The sequence below is a fragment of the Asticcacaulis sp. DW145 genome (genome assembly GCF_037101385.1).
GTDB classification, from domain to species: Bacteria; Pseudomonadota; Alphaproteobacteria; order Caulobacterales; family Caulobacteraceae; genus Asticcacaulis; species Asticcacaulis currens.
Map to the genome: position 1 here is coordinate 217,939 of NZ_AP029025.1, position 16,298 is coordinate 234,236.

Sequence of the window (16,298 nt, forward strand, 5' to 3'; positions counted from 1 at the left end):
TTGGGACAGGAGCGTCACCTGATCATCGTGGACGATGACACGGCTTTCCGGGAAAGCCTGCGCACCCTTATGCGGGCCGCTCATCTGTTTGAGCGCATCAGTCTCTTTGCCGACGCCGACCAATTTATGCGCTGGGCGAAGTCGGCACCCGGTGCTGAGACGCTCTGTGATCTCGTCCTGATGGATCTGAACATGCCCCGAATGAACGGGCTCGAACTCCTGAGTGCGGTCAAGGCGCAGTGGCCGCTGACCTGCGTCTTCATGCTGACCATCTACGATGAACCCGCTCAGGTTATGGCAGCGGTTAGCGGCGGAGCCGATGGCTATCTGCTGAAGGGGAGTGACCCAGAGACCTTGCTTCAGGACATCTCTCAGGCGACGCGTCATGGCGCGGGGCTTTCCCCTGGTCTAACCCGAACCCTTATTGACGCTGTTCGCCTGCTTTCACCCCAGCCGGTTGCCCACCCGCCGTCCGCGACCCTGAGTGCCCGTCAGGTCGCGATACTCAGGGCGCTAAGTGAGGGGCAGTCCTATCAGGAGGCCGCGCAGGGGCTGAACATCTCTTTGGATACGGTCCGCTGGCACATCCGCAAAATATACACTGCGCTTGAGGTGCAGTGCGCCGCTCAGGCCGTGGCAAAAGCGCTAACCTTGCGTCTGATCTGAGGCAGAGACGGGTTGAGACCGCGAGAGGGAATGCAGGCGCGTAAACGGGTGGCAACCACATGTATATGCGGTTCTGCGGGGACGCATATGGTGTAGGATTGTGCGCAACAAAGCTTACGCCTGTGGTCAGGGCCTCTATGTTTCCATGTGTCTCACAGCGTCTCCTGTGTATGATCGGACTATTACTGATGGCGTCGCCGGTCATGGCTGAGCCTGCAAGGCCCGCGCTCATGCCCTATGCCCCCGGTTACTCCGAACCGGTGAGTGTGTACGCGGAAGGGGCTGAAGGCGAGGTGCGCCGCGCCCTTTCACTGGGACCGGCAAGTCAGCCGGCTCTTTCGGGCTTTTTGTTCAGAGCGCAGACAAGCGCACCGGGATGGTCTCATCTGGCCGTGACTGCGGAGTCCTCCGTTGCGCGGCTGAGCCTGCGTCAGGGGGATCAGACTTTCAGATTTACCGCTCAGGCCCACTGGTGGGCCGGTACATTTGAACGGCGTGTTATCCGGCTTAAGGGCCGGTCGCGCGCGTCAGGTGCCATAGATGTGCCTGAGGGTCATGTGGCGGTACTTCAGGGGTTTGACATTCGCAGTCCACGGGCCACCGGGCCTCTGCGGGCATTTTCCCTGACACTTGCCGATGACGGCCGCCATGTCGAACTGGTGCTGCGAAACGGGCAGCCCTGGGAGGCCGAGATCAGTTATGTGCTTGTCCCGTCCGAACGCCTCCGCCGTAAGATAACAGTTGAAGGTACGCCTGCCGACAGTCTGACCGTGCCGGCACCGCAGATAGGGGCCGTGCGGGCGTCTGAAAAGCGTGTGCTGACGGGTTTTGAATTCCTGCCCAAACGACCAGATGTTGTCGCCACGGCGCTGGGTATTGAACTGCAAAGTGCTGAGCCGCGAGTCATTCTCGAAGGGCCCAAAGGGCCCGTGGCCTTACGCTGGCGTGTGCACTTTGCGACGGTGGATTAGGTTCAGTGTATCGGACTGAGCGCCTCCCCTGGTTCAAACAATTGTTTTTATTTACTTCTAGCAAATGCTTTTCGGGAGACTGAGATGAAGCAACAAGCCATTAAGGGGCTGGTCGTTTGTGTAATTGTGGCGTCGATCGCCGCCTGCGGCAAACCCTCCGAGGGTGAGGCCGGGATTAGTGAGAAAAAGACCCCTACGGCCGCATCTTCGGCGACGGGTGGTCAGACGGCAGCGGCAACCTCCGCCGTCAATCCGGGAACTTTGCTCAAAAGTGGCCTTTGGGCCATCAGCGTGACAGGGCAGGGACCAATGGGGATGAACGCTAGGGTCTGCATCGGAAAGGACTATGGCAAGGCGTTTTCAGGAGGTTTCACCAGCCATTCAAAAGGCTGCGACAGCGTGACCGCCCGCCAGGAAGGCGGGTCAATCATCGTGGACGCCCGTTGCAAGGCCGGGGGCGGGCAGATGAACATTCTTCAGACCATCACCCCCCACGGCGACACCCGATTTACGCAGGTGACGCAGATGCGTTTTGAACCGGCCCGCCCCGGAATGCCGGAGATGAAAACAACGGCAGAAGGGGTTTATGAGGGACCATGCCCCGAAGGCATTAGCGAGGGCACGCTACAGCGTTAGGCGGGCCACACCGAGAAGGCTACATCGAAGAAGCGCCTCCAGGCATAGGGCCTGAGGCGCTTCTTTTTCGTGGTTTCCCCCTCCAAACCGTTCAACGGCACGGAAACGGGTAGGTTTCGCTCTTGCGATCACCCGTAAAGCGGGTCAGCGGCGACCCGTTTAAGGTGCATCGGGCCTGATTGACGCCATTGTCGCGAAAGATCATGGTCAGAGTATCAAGGTTCCAGTTATCCCCGCCCATGCCGCCTCCAAACGAGGTTTTCAGGGTCACAGACTGGATATCCTGTGGCGCAAGGCCCTCAGGCAAACTTACGCCGACGGTCTGATCGGAATGGTCGATCCACCTCTGACCCATATTGACGTTAGACGCCTCAATGCGGCTGCCATTTTTCAGATTCAGGCTGACACTCAGATTGTCGTTGCCACCGCGCAGATCATCTCCACCGGTCCCAAGGGTCAGGATGAGTTCTTTGGGATGGTCGCTGATGGCGGGGGGCGTCTGGGGCGTCCAGGCATTTTTCATCACAAAATAGGTCCGGAAGCATTTGGTGCCATTGGCACCGTCCATGCAGTATTTCGCTTCAGATGGGACGGGATAAAGCGCGACCTTCCGATTGCCGGAATTGGGATCATAGATGAATATTTTCAGGTCTTCCTTGTTGGCGCCAAGGTCGCCGCGATAGCGGCCCATATCGTAGCCGATGGCCAGCACGACGTGGTCATTCGAGGGGTCTGCATCCAGCGATTTAAGACCCAAAGGGACCGGACGTCCGGCGTCTATTTCCGTCCGTAGCTCCTGAAGCCGTCCGCCGCCAGTACCCTGAAGCCCCCAGTTGAAGAACTCAGCGTTACGGGCGCCCAACGGATTGGCATGCAGTTCGACCCACTTCGGCATGGCTCGCTCAAGCGACGTCATGTGACGGGCATATATGTAGCTCTGCAACTGCGTCCCGTTGACGGGGGTATAGGTTTGAGCCGGTGCCGCCTGCCCCTTGTTGAAATAATCCAGTGCGGCATAGACCATACCGCCGCACAGACCACCCGTGGTGATGTCGAAGACGCCTGTGACCGTTTGGAAGGAGTTTCTAAAGTGGAACCCGTTCACTGCGGGATCAAACCGGGTCATTCGCTTCGTATTCGTAAGGCTTTGCGCAACGTCCGTTGGGACCTTAAGCGGTTTTTTGACGACAGGTGTTTGGCCTGTGGCCGCGCTGGCGCTAACCATGGACATCAAAGCAACCATTCCGAAACCGAGCGATCTGAGATAGCGAGACATTATTCCCTCCTGAATTGAATTCATGAATAAGTTTATGGACTCATCGGGCACAGCCAACTGCATAAGCATGTGGTTCACAGCCCTTAGCATTACCCGCCACGCAGCCATTCGCTTTGCGTCCGGGTTAGAGCAGAGGCGTTATTTCAATCGCCGATATAAGGGTCCGCTCATTGTTGGATTTAGTAATAAGACCGCTCACTGAGACAGGAGTTCTCAGGTTGGTAGGCGTGGTCACGAAGCTTACGATATGATCTGAGCATAAGGCGGGGAACGGCGCCGTCGTTTCTCCCAGAAACCCCGAAGAGTCCCTCGATATCAGGGTGATTTCAGCCGTCGATGACGCGCCTGCCGCCGTTCTGGGTTCGCTTGACACATGAAGGGTCAGCAAGATGGGTTTCAATGCCGATGGGGTAATGTTGACGGTGAACGTCTGAAATTTTTCCAAAAGGACGCGCTGGCCACCGATGAAGCTATCGGAGAAGCCTGGATAGTCAAAGCGTTGGTCGTTACTGAGGACAAAGCCCCGCTCAGTCAGTTGCCCATACATCTCAAAATCGACGGCAGGCGATGGGTAGGGAGCCGAAGGGGTGATGATGACGGTCTGCCCCAGTGTCCGGGTGGTTGTAAACCCAAGTTTGCTTGCCTCTTTTACCTTGTCGGCGGCAGACAAGGGGCGAAAACCGGCACCTGCGTTATTTCCGGCCGGTGCAGCCGCAAAGGCCTGTGCCGCCATCAAAGGCAGGGCCACCATGCCGGTTAAGGCAGTTCGGCGATCAATCAGGGACATGGCTGGCTCCGGATCAGAGGACAGGGGTAATCTCGATGGCCGAGATGCAGAAAAGGCCGCGGGCCTTGAGTTTGACCTGTATAGGCTTGGACAGGGTGCGGGGGGTGAGGGCGTGATTGAGGATGAGGCCGGTTTCGCTGGCGGCGCAGGGATGCGCGGCATAGGGGGAATCAGGGCCTGCCAGATCGTCGCCTATATTCAGGACGTTCTGAATGCCGTGACCGGGGCTAACGCTTTCTGAGTAGGTTACAATGTCGGGCAGGGCATCGACATAGACGGTGATCAGGATTGGACGAATGGCCTTCGGTCTGATGGTCAGCGAGGTGTAGACCTGATCACCCAGATCCTTCCATCCGGCCAGATAAAAACCGGCTCTGTTCATCTTTCCCGAATGGATCAGCCTGACCGCCGGGTCGGGCTGAGGGTGAACCGGTGTGATCAGAACCGGGCTCCCCAGCTCAGGGGCATTGAGTTCGGCCACGAGTTGCGTAAGGCCCCTGGACTTCTGAGCGGGCGTCAGGCGCGTGAATCGCGGCGCAGGCGAAAGGGCGGGTTTGTAAACCGCCCCTTTCAGGAGTTCACTAGCTTTTAGAGAGGGGGCGATTTTGGATTTTACTGGACTTTCCATAATGTCCCTCTCGTTGCAGATTTTGAGTCCAGAATGAAGTAGCCGCTTAGATATCGGCAACCGCATGTCCATGCGGTTTCACAGTATGGTGCGCAAATAAACTGTCAAAGTGACGGTAGAGGCGCGGGCCCAAGAGAACGGGGTTCGTTGCTGACGATGTCATCCCGAGTGCGGATTTCGCCATCTACGGAGTCACCGATATCTATAGACCGGCCACTAATCGCAGGTGAGCTTGCGCATGGAATGTAGAAGTCGCAGATATGCATTCGGCCTGTTGCTCAGATGACCTCCATCTCGATTCTGTGAGTATCAAAAGTCCCGTCCGGCATTGGATAGGCCCCGGACCTCTGAAATACTTTTTTAAAAAATTTAAGCCGCGATGTCGGGAATGCCTGCCGACGCAGTCTTAATCAATAGCGGTGCATGACACCGGTATCTTGATGCGAACGCGATGCCCCAAAAACGCGTGGCCACACGTTTTAAAATGGCAGAGTCATAAAGTGAGCGCAGACGACAAACGGTGGCGCGTGGCTTCGACTACATTTGTGAAGCGTTGGAAATGCCAAAAAGCCTTATGTTGACCCGACGTGTTGTGACGGGTCACGGTTGATAATAAGGGGAGGGGGTTTCATATGCCTGTATAGTACGCGTGTTGTTTTTTATAATACAAAAATGTTTAGACCGTTTGCGTTTGTCATATGCGAACTACGATTTGTTGTTCCTAGAATGATAAATACAATCTTTATTTGTGGCATTATTGCAATAATGACTCTTATATTTCACATTTAACGTAAATTCATGTTGAATGTGTTTTGGTCGTCGCTACGATCGCTAACGTCAGTAAGTTGCACCTTTGACAAAAAACAAAAAAATTGCGCCAAGACGCATCCCTGGGAGGGGAAAATGGAAGCGGACAGTAAAATCATCAAAACGGGCTAACGCCCGGATTCTCCACCACTGAGTAACGGCGGAAACGGCGGCACATTATCGTGCATGCCGTCTTAGGGCGCTGTTGCCGTTGTGCGGATCAGTTCATGCGCATCTCGGATGTCGACGCTTCCCCCGAGGAGAGGCGATCGAAGGGGTGTGCGCCGAACGCCAAGGTTGGCGCTGTTGAGGCGGCGCAGACAGACGGATCACAGTTGAACGACAGATCCAACAATTAAAAACGTCACCAAATGACGAAAAAGGGCGGACTATGCAAAAATCATCCAGAAAGTACACAAAATATCTGCTGACCAGCACAGCGCTATCGATGCTGGTAATTGGGGCGACGAGCGGAATGGCGTTGGCACAACAAGCCGGGGAGGATGTTCAGGAAGTCGTCGTCGTCGGCGTGCGCGCGTCGCAACAGAGCGCGATTGATCGCAAGAAAAAGGCGAAGACCGCAACGGATTCGATTGTCGCTGAAGATGTTGGTTCTTTTCCAGACCGAAATATCAACGAAGCCTTGTCACGCGTAGCTGGCGTCGGCATTACCCGTGGTGAAACGGGTGAAGGCGAGGGCATCACTCTACGAGGTAATACGGCAGATCTAACGCGTGTTGAGCTTGATGGCATGTCGACAGCGCCGTCCGGTGCCGATCTGGCCCTTAACCAACCAGGCGGTCGCGCGGCCGATCTTCGCGAACTACCCGCCGACCTGATCAAAAGCGTTGATGTCGTCAAGGGTGCCACGGCGGATCAGACCGAAGGTGGCCTGGGTGGCACAGTGTCTATCCAGACGCGTACCGGCCTCGACTTCAAGAAGCCCTATTTCCAGATGCGCCTCGGTAACGAACGCAATTCGCTGAATGAGAAGTGGGCGCCGGATATCGGGATCGTAGCGTCGCGCAAATTTTTCAACGGGCGCCTTGGGATAACCGGCAATTTGTCTTACCGGAAGGTGTTGAACGAGAGCCATCAGACTTCAATGGATAATTTTGACCAGGGGTATTACCGACTGGCAGATTTCGACAATTCACCGGAAAAGACAGTTCAGTTCAATCCAGCGACCGTTGGGGGCTCGCTGGCTAATGTACCTATCGGCTCCTACGACCTTGTAAGCGGCAGTGGTAAGTTCAACACGAACACGCCCCTTCAGACGGTTACCTTAGCGGCTAATGCGAAGACCAAGTCAGAATGTGAAGCGGCGTTCCCACTCTACACAGAGTCGCAACTCGCGGTAATCTCGACAGCAGTCAACAGCGGAGTCAACCGTCGAGACGCTCAGAATGTCCGCATTGGCGAGCTTTTGACCTGCTTGAACCAGTGGAACGATTATACGCCGGGTCAGGTGCGTGACGCGATTGAACGCCAATATGAAGACCGTTTGTCCTGGGATATTCGTTTGGATTATCGCGTTAACGACAAATTGACGACTTTCGTCAAGTACCAGCAATCCAATCGTAAAATGAACCAATGGCGTTCTAATCGTAGCCAGGGCAATATCGATATCGATGTCGACTCAAATGGTAGTGGGTTGTCATGGAGAAACGCCTTTACCCTCGTCAATAATACAACATTCCCTTTCAACTCTCGTGATCAAATCATCGCGGGTGACGGTTACTACCTGTATAATCCCAATCAGGTAACAGCCTGGCGCGGTCTTGATAATACTGCAGGCGCTGTTACGACCAATAACGGCTTTCCGGTGATGGGCCAGGCGATCAACGTCGTGCCGGGTTCGGTGACATTGGACGGTAAGCACCACGTGACATCGCTTACGCTTGGGCGTGGCGAATACCTGATCGACCACATTCTTAACACCCAGACGTTCGACACCTCCTATCTCCAGACCGGCGCCAATTATAAGGATGGCCCCCTTCAGATCGATTTCATGGCAAGCCGGACGAAATCCGGTCATACGCGTTATGATCTGCGCTCGTCCGTCAGAGCTTACCTCTATGGCGCCAAGATGTCGGCCACATCTGACGGTTCCTGGAAGATCGACCTGCCGTCAAACTTCGACCCGAATGATATCTCGCAATATATGCCGTTGCTCCCGGCTACAGGCACTACAGCATCGCAAGTAGCCCAATACAGTGATGTGGTAGGCTTGGGATGGCGCCCGCGTATTACCGCAGGTCAGGAAGATCAGGCCAAGCTCGATCTAACCTACCGCATGGATGACTTCCCAATACTGAAGCGTTTCAAGGCCGGTGTTCAGTACCGGGCGATCGACACTCAGGTCTGGAGGGGCGCGGGTTTCATTCCGAAGGCTGGTGTAAGCGTGCCGACTTCGGACTACCAGAGCAATCTAAGGGCGTGTGAAAACCAGCCCACCACGACCGCGCTTAATGCCTGCGTATATGGTTACGTTCCTAACGCCATGACCGCAACGTCAACCACTTGGATGCATGGTGTACACACCATGCCCCGGGCAGACCTACTGTCGCTGATCAGCCAAAGCGTCTGGGATAATAATGGTGCCCCCTTCTTTCCCGGTTACGAAGGCCTAGAAAGTACCCAATGGAACAGCCTCGATCTGGCAAAGCTTATTTCACTGACGCCGGCGGCTGCAAACTATAATTTTGCCTGCGTCAAGGTCTGCAAAGGTTCGGACGGGAACCTGTATAATAAGCCCACAGACTTCTCAGCGGAGACGGTTACTGCCGCGTATTACATGTTCGATTTCGAACAAAAGCTGCCGTTCGACATGTCCTTCGAAGGGAATTTTGGTGTACGCGCGGTCTTTTCAACGGTGCAAGGCAGCGGCTTCGTCTCGTTGAACTCGACACGCAAAAACGTTAATACCGGCAACGTCAACACGGACTGGAATGAAACGAACGGTTATAATCGCGTCACCACGACCACGATAAATAAGCCAGTTGCAGTTTCACGCTCATATGCCGACTGGTTGCCGAGCTATAACGCTGCCCTCTGGGCCGTGCCGGACAAGGTGGTCATTCGATACAATTGGGCAAAGACGGTATCGCGTCCCGCTGTCACGTATCTGTTCCCCGCAGGTGCCTGTACGGTCGATGAGCGTACGGAAGCGCCGGCCGACCAAGGCATTTCCGATGTGGATCAAAACTGCACCACCTTCGGTAACCCAGACCTGAAGCCTTACACGGCGACGAAGAACAACACAGCGATCGAATGGTATGTCAACAAAGACACCTATGTCTCTTTGGCCTACTATCGCCAGAAGGTGAAGATCGGCAAGCCGTTGCGTCTTCTTCTGACAGACCAGAGGGTGTTCGAGGGCACTGACGAAGTCGACCCGGTTACAGGCCGGCCTCTCTCAGATTTCCAGTTCACCTATAGCACCTACATCAACCAACCGGGTGAGACCCAGTCCGGGTGGGAGTTCTCAACGAAGTCAGCATTCACCTTTCTGCCGTGGCGCTTGCGCTACACAGGGGTCGACTTTAACTACTCGACTAACAAGTCGAAGGGCGCCGCCGGCTTTACTGACCTGATAACCGGGACCAGCCTCGGGTCTCAGGGCCGCCCGGACTACTTCGCAAATCTTGCGGTGTGGTACGATGACGGCAAGACGAGCGCGCGTCTTGCCTATCAGAAGCGGTCGAATGTACTGGAGTGTATGTCCAACTGTGGCGTGGATCGTCGTCCATCTTATGCATGGCCAAGCACTAACCCCCTGAGCTTCGCGGCGCTGCCATACAATCCCGGCGAGGCCTATTATAACCAAGCCTATGGTTACCTTGACGCCAAGGTCTCCCACAAGGTGAATTCAAACGTTGAATTCTTCCTGGAAGCCCGCAACCTGACGAAGCAAGCCAGTGTTCGCGTGGGTACCGCCCGAGGTCTTGAAGCCACACCGGAGTCGGCGTGGAACGTCCAGTATGCCGGCCGACGCTTCAACGTCGGTATCGTCTACAAGATGCAGTAACCTGCATTCAAGAGCGGCCCGACAAACCGCTCTTGATCTATCTCCCTGTCACACTCTGAACCTTGGAGGAAGCCCTTTGCATAAGGGCTTCCTCTATCTTCTGTCAAAACACGGAACGAAAATGGTGCAAATTACACGGCGTACAACGGCGTCTTTCGCACTTCTGGCGTTGGTGCCCCTGTCTGCACAGGCCAAGACCAAAGCCATCGATGCCGTGGTCAGTTCAAAAGCGGAACCGGGCAGCTACTCCACACTTCAGGCCGCCGTCGACGCCGCTCCTCAAGGGATGACGACGCCCTTTCGTATCGCCATCAGGGCGGGGACCTTTGCAGCGCAAACTACGGTCCGCCGAGCCAACATAGAGATTTACGGCGCCGGCATTGGGAAAACCGTCCTATCCAATGACGCCTATGCCGGGAAGCTTGCACCGGATGGAAAGCCCTACGGAACCTTCCGTACGGCCACCCTCAACGTTCTGGCACCAGGCTTCAGGATTGAAAACCTGACCATCGAAAACGCTTTCGACGCACCCGCAGAGATGCGTCGTGCGGGTGGTTTACGTGCAGATGAGGGGGGCAGCCAGCAGGCCATCGCACTTTCACTGGGTCGGGGGAGCGATCGGGCCGTGGTGCGTAACTGCCATATTCTCAGCCATCAGGACACACTTTACTGCGCCGAGGGACGCGCTCTGTTTGAACGTTGCCTCATCGCCGGGAGCTACGATTTCATTTTTGGTGGAGCCACGGTCCTGTTCGAGCGCTGCGAGGTCCGGTCAAGGCCGAGAATCGATCCAATCGAAGGCTATGTCGCCGCCCCCAGCACTATGATCGACCAATCGGCGGGTCTGGTGTTTTCCAGGTGTCGATTAACGGCTGACGCCGGCGTACCCGACTACAGCGTCTTTTTGGGCCGTCCATGGCGCGGCGCATCTATAACGCTAAACGGCAAGCGCGTGGGCGACCCGCGCTCGGTCGGAATGGCGGCCTACCTTAACTGCTATCTGGGCCGTCATATCGCACCTTCGGGTTGGACGCGCATGTGGTACGTCGGCTCCGATGGAAATCCCAAAACGTGGTTCGAGCCCGAAGAGGCGCGTTTTCGTGAGTTCCGCAATATAGGCCCGGGCGCCCGCGGCGTTCGCCGCGGCCAAACCCTGTCTGTCGCTGAGGCCGCGGCGCTTTCGCGTCCACATCTATTCGGTGATTGGGACCCAAGGTCCGTATAACAACGCCTCCTTTGCGTTACTAATCAGAAAACAATGCGGCCATCACTGCTCGCAGTTCTACAGGAAGTCCGTTATGAAGTTCAAGTATCTCGCCGCTGTAACGCTCCTCTGGCCATTAGCCGCGATGGCTCAGCCGCTTGAACCCAGGGTTACGCCCGTATCAAAACCGGCAATTAAAAAAATAAATCCCTCCAAAATTATTCTTGTCGGAGACTCGACAACCGCGGTGATTGGCGGCTGGGGGCCGAGCTTCTGCGGCTACCATGTCAGTTCGTTCGCTAACTGTGTGAATTTGGCCCGTGGGGGCCGTAGTTCGCGGACCTATATTGAAGAAGGGTCATGGGATGTTGCGCTCAATGAAATGCGCACACCCGGTTACAGCAAGGTCTGGGTGCTTATTCAGTTTGGCCATAATGACCAACCTGGCACCGATCGAGCGACCAATTTGGAGACCGAGTTTCCGGGATATATCCGCCAGTATGTGCGCGAGGCAAGAGCCGCTGGCGCCGTGCCCATTCTCGTAACGCCGTTGACCCGCCGCGCTTTCGAAGGCACCAAGCACGTGAATTCGCTCGCACCGTGGGCGCAGGCCGTACGCCGCATTGCCGCCGAAATGCAGGCACCCCTGATCGACCTCAATGCCGATAGCGCAAGGGCGGTACAGTCGATGGGGCAGGAGGCTGCCGATCGTTTTGCGCAATTGCCTCGTGGGGTAGAGCCGACCGGAAGGACTCAGCCCGAGAAGAAGCCGGGCGAACCTCTCCCGACCCTTGTGCCGAAGCTGTCTTTTGATGACACGCATTTGGGGCGCGAGGGCGCGGATTACTTTGCAAACATGGTGGCAGGAGAACTAGCGCTCGCGGTCCCCGATATGCGCCCCCTGCTGGTATTAAAACAGCCATAGCAGAGATCTTTCGCCCAAAGGGGCGCTGCTCATGGCACAGGCGCTATACAGAAAGATTTGAGGATATGCAGGGTCCTCGCCGTACTATTGATAAAGGACTGCAGAGAAAAAATGCGAGAGATGCCTACCGGTTCTATGTTGCAAGTATTTGTAACGGAAGTGTACCGAATTGACCTAACTGGCACCTCGGTCGCGTCACTTCTTACGAAACTAACTGCCGCTTGCCGTCGGGTGGCAATTGAAGATACGGCTGGTCAGGCTTGGTCTAAAGCCAACACCTATCAAGGCTATACCTCTTATGGGTCTATCCTTGACCTAGGCACCGTCGACCCCGCTTTCGTTGAACTCAAGACTCTCGTTGAGGATCAGGCGCACATCTATGGGCATCTTTTGGAACTGGATTTAGGCGGGAAAGCGCCTGAGGTTTGCAATATGTGGATCAACATCCTTGAACCGGGAGGCGCCCACTCAGGCCATAACCACCCTTTGAATGCGTTCTCCGGTACGCTGTACCTCGAAACACCGCCTGGATCAGGCGATCTGGACTTGGAAGACCCGCGCCAGCCATTGTTGATGCATGCCCCAATGCGGAAGCCGAACGCGGAAAAGTTCCGAAAGACTTTTGTAAGTGTAAAGCCAAAGCGAGGGACGCTTCTCCTTTGGGAAAGTTGGCTACGACATCAAGTGGGTGTCAACACGGGCGTCTCGCCGCGGCTTTCCATCAGCTTCAACCTCAATATCTAGGTCATAGAAAAATGATGGATACTGGAGCGCTGATGCCGGCCTTTGCAACCGAGGTCTATAAGGTTGAGCTTGCAGGAACGGTAGCGGAAACTCTGATTACCCGGTTGGATCAGGCCTGCCGCCGGTTTGCTCTTGACGATTTAGAAGGACAGAATTTCTCAAAGCGCGTTGGTTACCTCGGCTACACGTCTTTGAAATCGATCCCGGACTTAGCGGAAAGGGACGAGGCCTTCGCCGAGTTGAGAGAGGTAGTGGAGCACCAGGCAAGCTTGTTTGCCAATTGCACACAGTTTCAGTTAGGCGACCGAAAATTAAGGGTTAACCGGCTGTGGATAAGTCTGATCGGTCCCAATGGGGCGCGATCCAGCCAAATCCATGTCGGTAGCGTTTTGTCCGGCACGCTCTACACCACGGTTCCGGAAAATTCAGGGGCGTTGAAATTCGAAGACCCTAGACTCGGCATGATGATGCATGCGCCGCCACGCCTGCCAAGTGCCAGACTCTATCGACAAACCTATTTGCCCGTGATTCCGCAACGCGGGACGCTGCTTCTATGGGAGAGCTGGCTGCGCCAAGAGGTCACAGCAAATCTATCCACCCATCCATCCGTCTCTATTGGCTTTAACATCGATGCCGAGGACTAGGCTCAAGACCTGCCTCGAGGCGAATTGGACTTGGGGGTACGGATAAAAAGTTGGACTGATTTATTGGCAATAGCCAAGATTTTTTCGATATTCGAATGGACTAAGAGTGCCAAGAGATAATTTGATGCGCTACTCCGGGTCACGCCGTAACCGGGGGTAAAAACCTCGCTAAGCGGACAAGCCATTACCTGTCCCTTGTGCGAAGGCCTTATGGTCCTGAATAAGGCCAGGCGTGGCAGTTTTGAGGCAAGCTTTTCTACGGCTACGCGCAATTTCCCATCTGTTTCGGGCTCTGGGCGATCGATCGAAAGATCCTTCGGCGCTTGTTCTGGGTCACAAAGGGGATGTTGCCTGTAATCAACCTTGATAGCGAGGTGCCAAACTCGGTCTTGCGTTTATGCTGCGCCGCACTATACAATGGTCATGTTCGATGCTTTTGCGTCGATTGCCCTTCTTGGGCGTTTCCTCCCTGTAAACTTGGCCGCGCCGGATGTGCGCGGCTTTTCTTTGGGCCAGCCTCACCTCCTAGGGCTTTGATAAGGGCGTCGGCGGCGTCGCTGATCTTGCGCTGACGCAGCAGGCGCACATTTTCAACTTCCCAGTCGTCGCTGTCGCCGAGTTCGAAAAGGGCGCTCCGGATCGGGTTTGACAATATAGCGGGGCGCCAGACCGCCGACGAGATAGACGCTGTCCTTCCACGGGCCGAGGCCGCGCAGCAGGGCGACGAGGACGCGCTCGCAGTCCTCGGTGATGTCGGCGTCATAGCGCTTTGGCCACCGCCCCGCCTTAACCACCACCGCGATCTCTATGGCGGAATGATTTCTACTGGAATCATTCCGCTCAAGCCGCCGTTGAGGCGGCGGCCTCATCGTCACGAGCCAGTTCCCGCCGGTGACGTGGCACGATCTGTTCCCCGACCCGACGACTGCTGACGCCACGATGGATCGTGTTGTGCACCAGTCGCACCGGATAAATCTAAAAGGGGAGTCATTGCGCCGGAAGCGGGGTGAGCGGCGCCTGTAGGAGTTTGGCTTTACCGGAACTCAGGAATGGGACTGTCAGGAATAGTCAAGACGGAACTTTTCGTAAACCTGGCGGCGGCGCACATCGTCACGCCGTCGCCCTCCACGACCACTGGAAATCGCGCCCAGAAAGATTTGGAAATGGCATCCATGAACTTCTGGAATGCCCCTCCACGAGCGACCGGAATCAGCAACAGAGCAACCATCAGCCGACTTGTTGCAAATGCACAACGCCCCGACGCGGTGGAACGCGCCAATGTTCATCAACCGTTCTTCGGGTTCGCCAAAATCAAACCGACCTTGTCATTGGGCTGAGTGGTGCGAGGCGCATCCAGCGTCTGCCCATTCACCCCGGACGAGCTGGTCCCAGCAAAAATAGAACGGTCAGTGAGCGAAAATCCTTCGCGCTCATCAGTTCTTACCTCCAGATCGTCAAGGATGAATGGCTCGATGTGCCGCTCAGCCAATTTCTGGTTCAGTTTGAAATATTAAGATGGCTTAGAAGGCGAGCTACTGAGATCAATCTCCTGAAAAGTGAGTCGAACCCGACAGAAAAAAATCGACAGGAGAATTTTCATGAGTGAGGCAACAAAATTCGATGCCAGGGCAGTTGCTATTGAGCTGGCGTTTTTTGAAATCTCCTCAGGTGTTGGAGAAGTTCTTCGAGAGCACAAATCTTATATCATGCACATGCTTCCTACGGTTCTAGATGAATTCTACGATCATGTGAAAAAATTTGCGGAAATTAGATCCTTCTTCAATTCTGATGAACATATAGCTCACGCAAAACTAAAACAGATTGAACATTGGGAAATCATAACTGATGGAAAATTCAGCGATACCTATTTTGGTTCTGTGAATAAAATTGGAGACGTTCACAATAAAATAGGACTACAGCCGAAATGGTACATTGGCGGGTACAGTTTTCTTTTGACCAACCTTATCAGCGGTATCAATGAGACAAACCCGCTACCCTGGAAGCGGGATAAGTTAAATGCAGTGCAGAGGCAGGCTCTATCCAGCGCAATCACCAGGGTGGTGATGATGGATATGAATTTCGCGATAGGTGTATACATCGCCTCCGGTGAAAGTGACCGTCGCGATATGCTTGCCAAGATTGCTCTGGACTTCGAACAATCCGTGGCCGCTATGAGCAATCGTGTTATGGAGTCTGCCGATAAAATTAGCAAGTCATCTGATGCGATTGAAGAGCATGCTAGTAAGGCCGCAAATCGTGTTCGTGATGTTGTTGGCACATCAAAAAATACATCTCATAGCGTGAACACAATCGCCATATCTACAGAGGAATTGTCAGGTGCTATAGGCGAGATTGCAAGACAAGCCGCTGATGCATCCACAGCAACAAATAACGCGAAGTTGGACGCCGATCGCACGTCGTCTCAAATTGAAGACCTGTCAATTGCGGCACAAAAAATCGGCGACGTGGTGGCTCTTATCAACAATATTGCCGCTAAAACCAATTTGCTTGCGTTAAATGCGACCATAGAGGCGGCAAGAGCGGGGGACGCTGGGAAAGGCTTCGCAGTGGTGGCGTCTGAGGTCAAACAGCTTGCCAATCAGACCGCAATCGCGACCTCCACGATTTCGGAACAGGTCAATGGCATTCAGGAATCAACGGTGGCCGCAGTGACTGCCATGAAGCGGATATCCGCTCTAATTGGAGGCCTTGACGGAATCGCCACTGCAATCGCGGCAGCGGTTGAGGAGCAGGGGGCCGCAACACGTGATATCACGGCAAACATTCAAAAGTCAGCGGCAGGCACTCAAGAGGTCGTCACCCAAATTGGTGACGTCGCGAACGCAAACGAGGAGGTTTTCGGCTCAGCAAAGGAGCTACAGTCGGCTTCTTCATACCTAATCGTTACGAGCACCGCGCTTCGGGAAGAGGTGGACAGATTTCTGCGCAAGGTGCGCGCGTAGTTACGCGGTAGTAAGCG

The 16,298-nt window shown here is 55.0% G+C and carries 14 protein-coding genes and 1 pseudogene; 11 read left to right on the forward strand and 4 right to left on the reverse strand.

Going from position 1 to position 16,298, the window contains the following annotated elements:
• The 3 genes from AACH73_RS12145 (at position 1) to AACH73_RS12155 (ending at position 2,273) form a co-directional block, all read left to right on the forward strand.
• The gene (locus tag AACH73_RS12145; RefSeq protein ID WP_338736082.1) at positions 1-666 is read left to right on the forward strand and encodes a response regulator transcription factor; all 666 of its coding nucleotides are present in this window, start codon (positions 1-3) and stop codon (positions 664-666) included.
• Between the two features lie 170 nt (positions 667-836).
• Positions 837-1,637 (forward strand): hypothetical protein, encoded by an 801-nt coding sequence (locus AACH73_RS12150; protein WP_338736083.1) that lies wholly within the window; start codon positions 837-839, stop codon positions 1,635-1,637.
• Between the two features lie 84 nt (positions 1,638-1,721).
• A complete protein-coding gene (locus tag AACH73_RS12155; RefSeq protein ID WP_338736084.1) occupies positions 1,722-2,273 on the forward strand; it encodes a DUF3617 family protein in 552 nt (183 codons plus the stop codon).
• Positions 2,274-2,364: 91 nt separating this feature from the next.
• On the opposite strand, the gene AACH73_RS12160 is transcribed toward AACH73_RS12155, so the two are convergent.
• The 3 genes from AACH73_RS12160 to AACH73_RS12170 all read right to left on the reverse strand — a co-directional run bounded on the left by AACH73_RS12160 (position 2,365) and on the right by AACH73_RS12170 (position 4,964).
• Positions 2,365-3,399 (reverse strand): hypothetical protein, encoded by a 1,035-nt coding sequence (locus tag AACH73_RS12160; protein WP_338736085.1) that lies wholly within the window; start codon positions 3,397-3,399, stop codon positions 2,365-2,367.
• A gap of 274 nt (positions 3,400-3,673) precedes the next feature.
• Entirely contained in the window at positions 3,674-4,336 is a 663-nt protein-coding gene (locus tag AACH73_RS12165) for a hypothetical protein (protein WP_338736086.1), read from the reverse strand.
• Positions 4,337-4,349: 13 nt separating this feature from the next.
• Complete coding sequence (locus AACH73_RS12170) at positions 4,350-4,964, reverse strand: hypothetical protein (protein ID WP_338736087.1); 615 nt, start codon at positions 4,962-4,964, stop codon at positions 4,350-4,352.
• A gap of 1,198 nt (positions 4,965-6,162) precedes the next feature.
• Between AACH73_RS12170 and AACH73_RS12175 the strand changes: the two genes are divergently transcribed.
• The 5 genes from AACH73_RS12175 to AACH73_RS12195 all read left to right on the forward strand — a co-directional run bounded on the left by AACH73_RS12175 (position 6,163) and on the right by AACH73_RS12195 (position 13,318).
• Positions 6,163-9,801 (forward strand): TonB-dependent receptor, encoded by a 3,639-nt coding sequence (locus AACH73_RS12175; protein ID WP_338736088.1) that lies wholly within the window; start codon positions 6,163-6,165, stop codon positions 9,799-9,801.
• A gap of 121 nt (positions 9,802-9,922) precedes the next feature.
• A complete protein-coding gene (locus AACH73_RS12180) occupies positions 9,923-11,026 on the forward strand; it encodes a pectinesterase family protein (protein WP_338736089.1) in 1,104 nt (367 codons plus the stop codon).
• A 73-nt stretch (positions 11,027-11,099) separates the two neighbouring features.
• Complete coding sequence (locus AACH73_RS12185) at positions 11,100-11,930, forward strand: rhamnogalacturonan acetylesterase (protein WP_338736090.1); 831 nt, start codon at positions 11,100-11,102, stop codon at positions 11,928-11,930.
• A 120-nt stretch (positions 11,931-12,050) separates the two neighbouring features.
• Positions 12,051-12,674, forward strand: coding sequence for a TIGR02466 family protein (locus AACH73_RS12190; protein ID WP_338736091.1), 624 nt, complete (start codon positions 12,051-12,053; stop codon positions 12,672-12,674).
• Between the two features lie 11 nt (positions 12,675-12,685).
• Entirely contained in the window at positions 12,686-13,318 is a 633-nt protein-coding gene (locus AACH73_RS12195) for a TIGR02466 family protein (protein ID WP_338736092.1), read from the forward strand.
• 590 nt (positions 13,319-13,908) lie between these two features.
• Here the strand turns inward: AACH73_RS12195 and AACH73_RS12200 are convergent.
• A complete protein-coding gene (locus AACH73_RS12200; RefSeq protein ID WP_338736093.1) occupies positions 13,909-14,193 on the reverse strand; it encodes a hypothetical protein in 285 nt (94 codons plus the stop codon).
• Here AACH73_RS12200 and AACH73_RS12205 point away from each other — a divergent pair.
• The 3 genes and pseudogenes from AACH73_RS12205 to AACH73_RS12215 form a co-directional block, all read left to right on the forward strand.
• A pseudogene (locus tag AACH73_RS12205) lies at positions 14,186-14,341 on the forward strand (ATP-binding protein); the annotation flags it as partial. The gene AACH73_RS12200 and the pseudogene AACH73_RS12205 sit on opposite strands and share 8 nt — an antisense overlap.
• Before the next feature lie 26 nt (positions 14,342-14,367).
• Positions 14,368-14,655: a hypothetical protein gene (locus AACH73_RS12210; protein WP_338736094.1), complete on the forward strand. Its 288-nt coding sequence runs from the start codon at positions 14,368-14,370 to the stop codon at positions 14,653-14,655.
• 261 nt (positions 14,656-14,916) lie between these two features.
• Positions 14,917-16,281: a globin-coupled sensor protein gene (locus tag AACH73_RS12215; protein ID WP_338736095.1), complete on the forward strand. Its 1,365-nt coding sequence runs from the start codon at positions 14,917-14,919 to the stop codon at positions 16,279-16,281.
• Positions 16,282-16,298 lie beyond the last annotated feature (17 nt).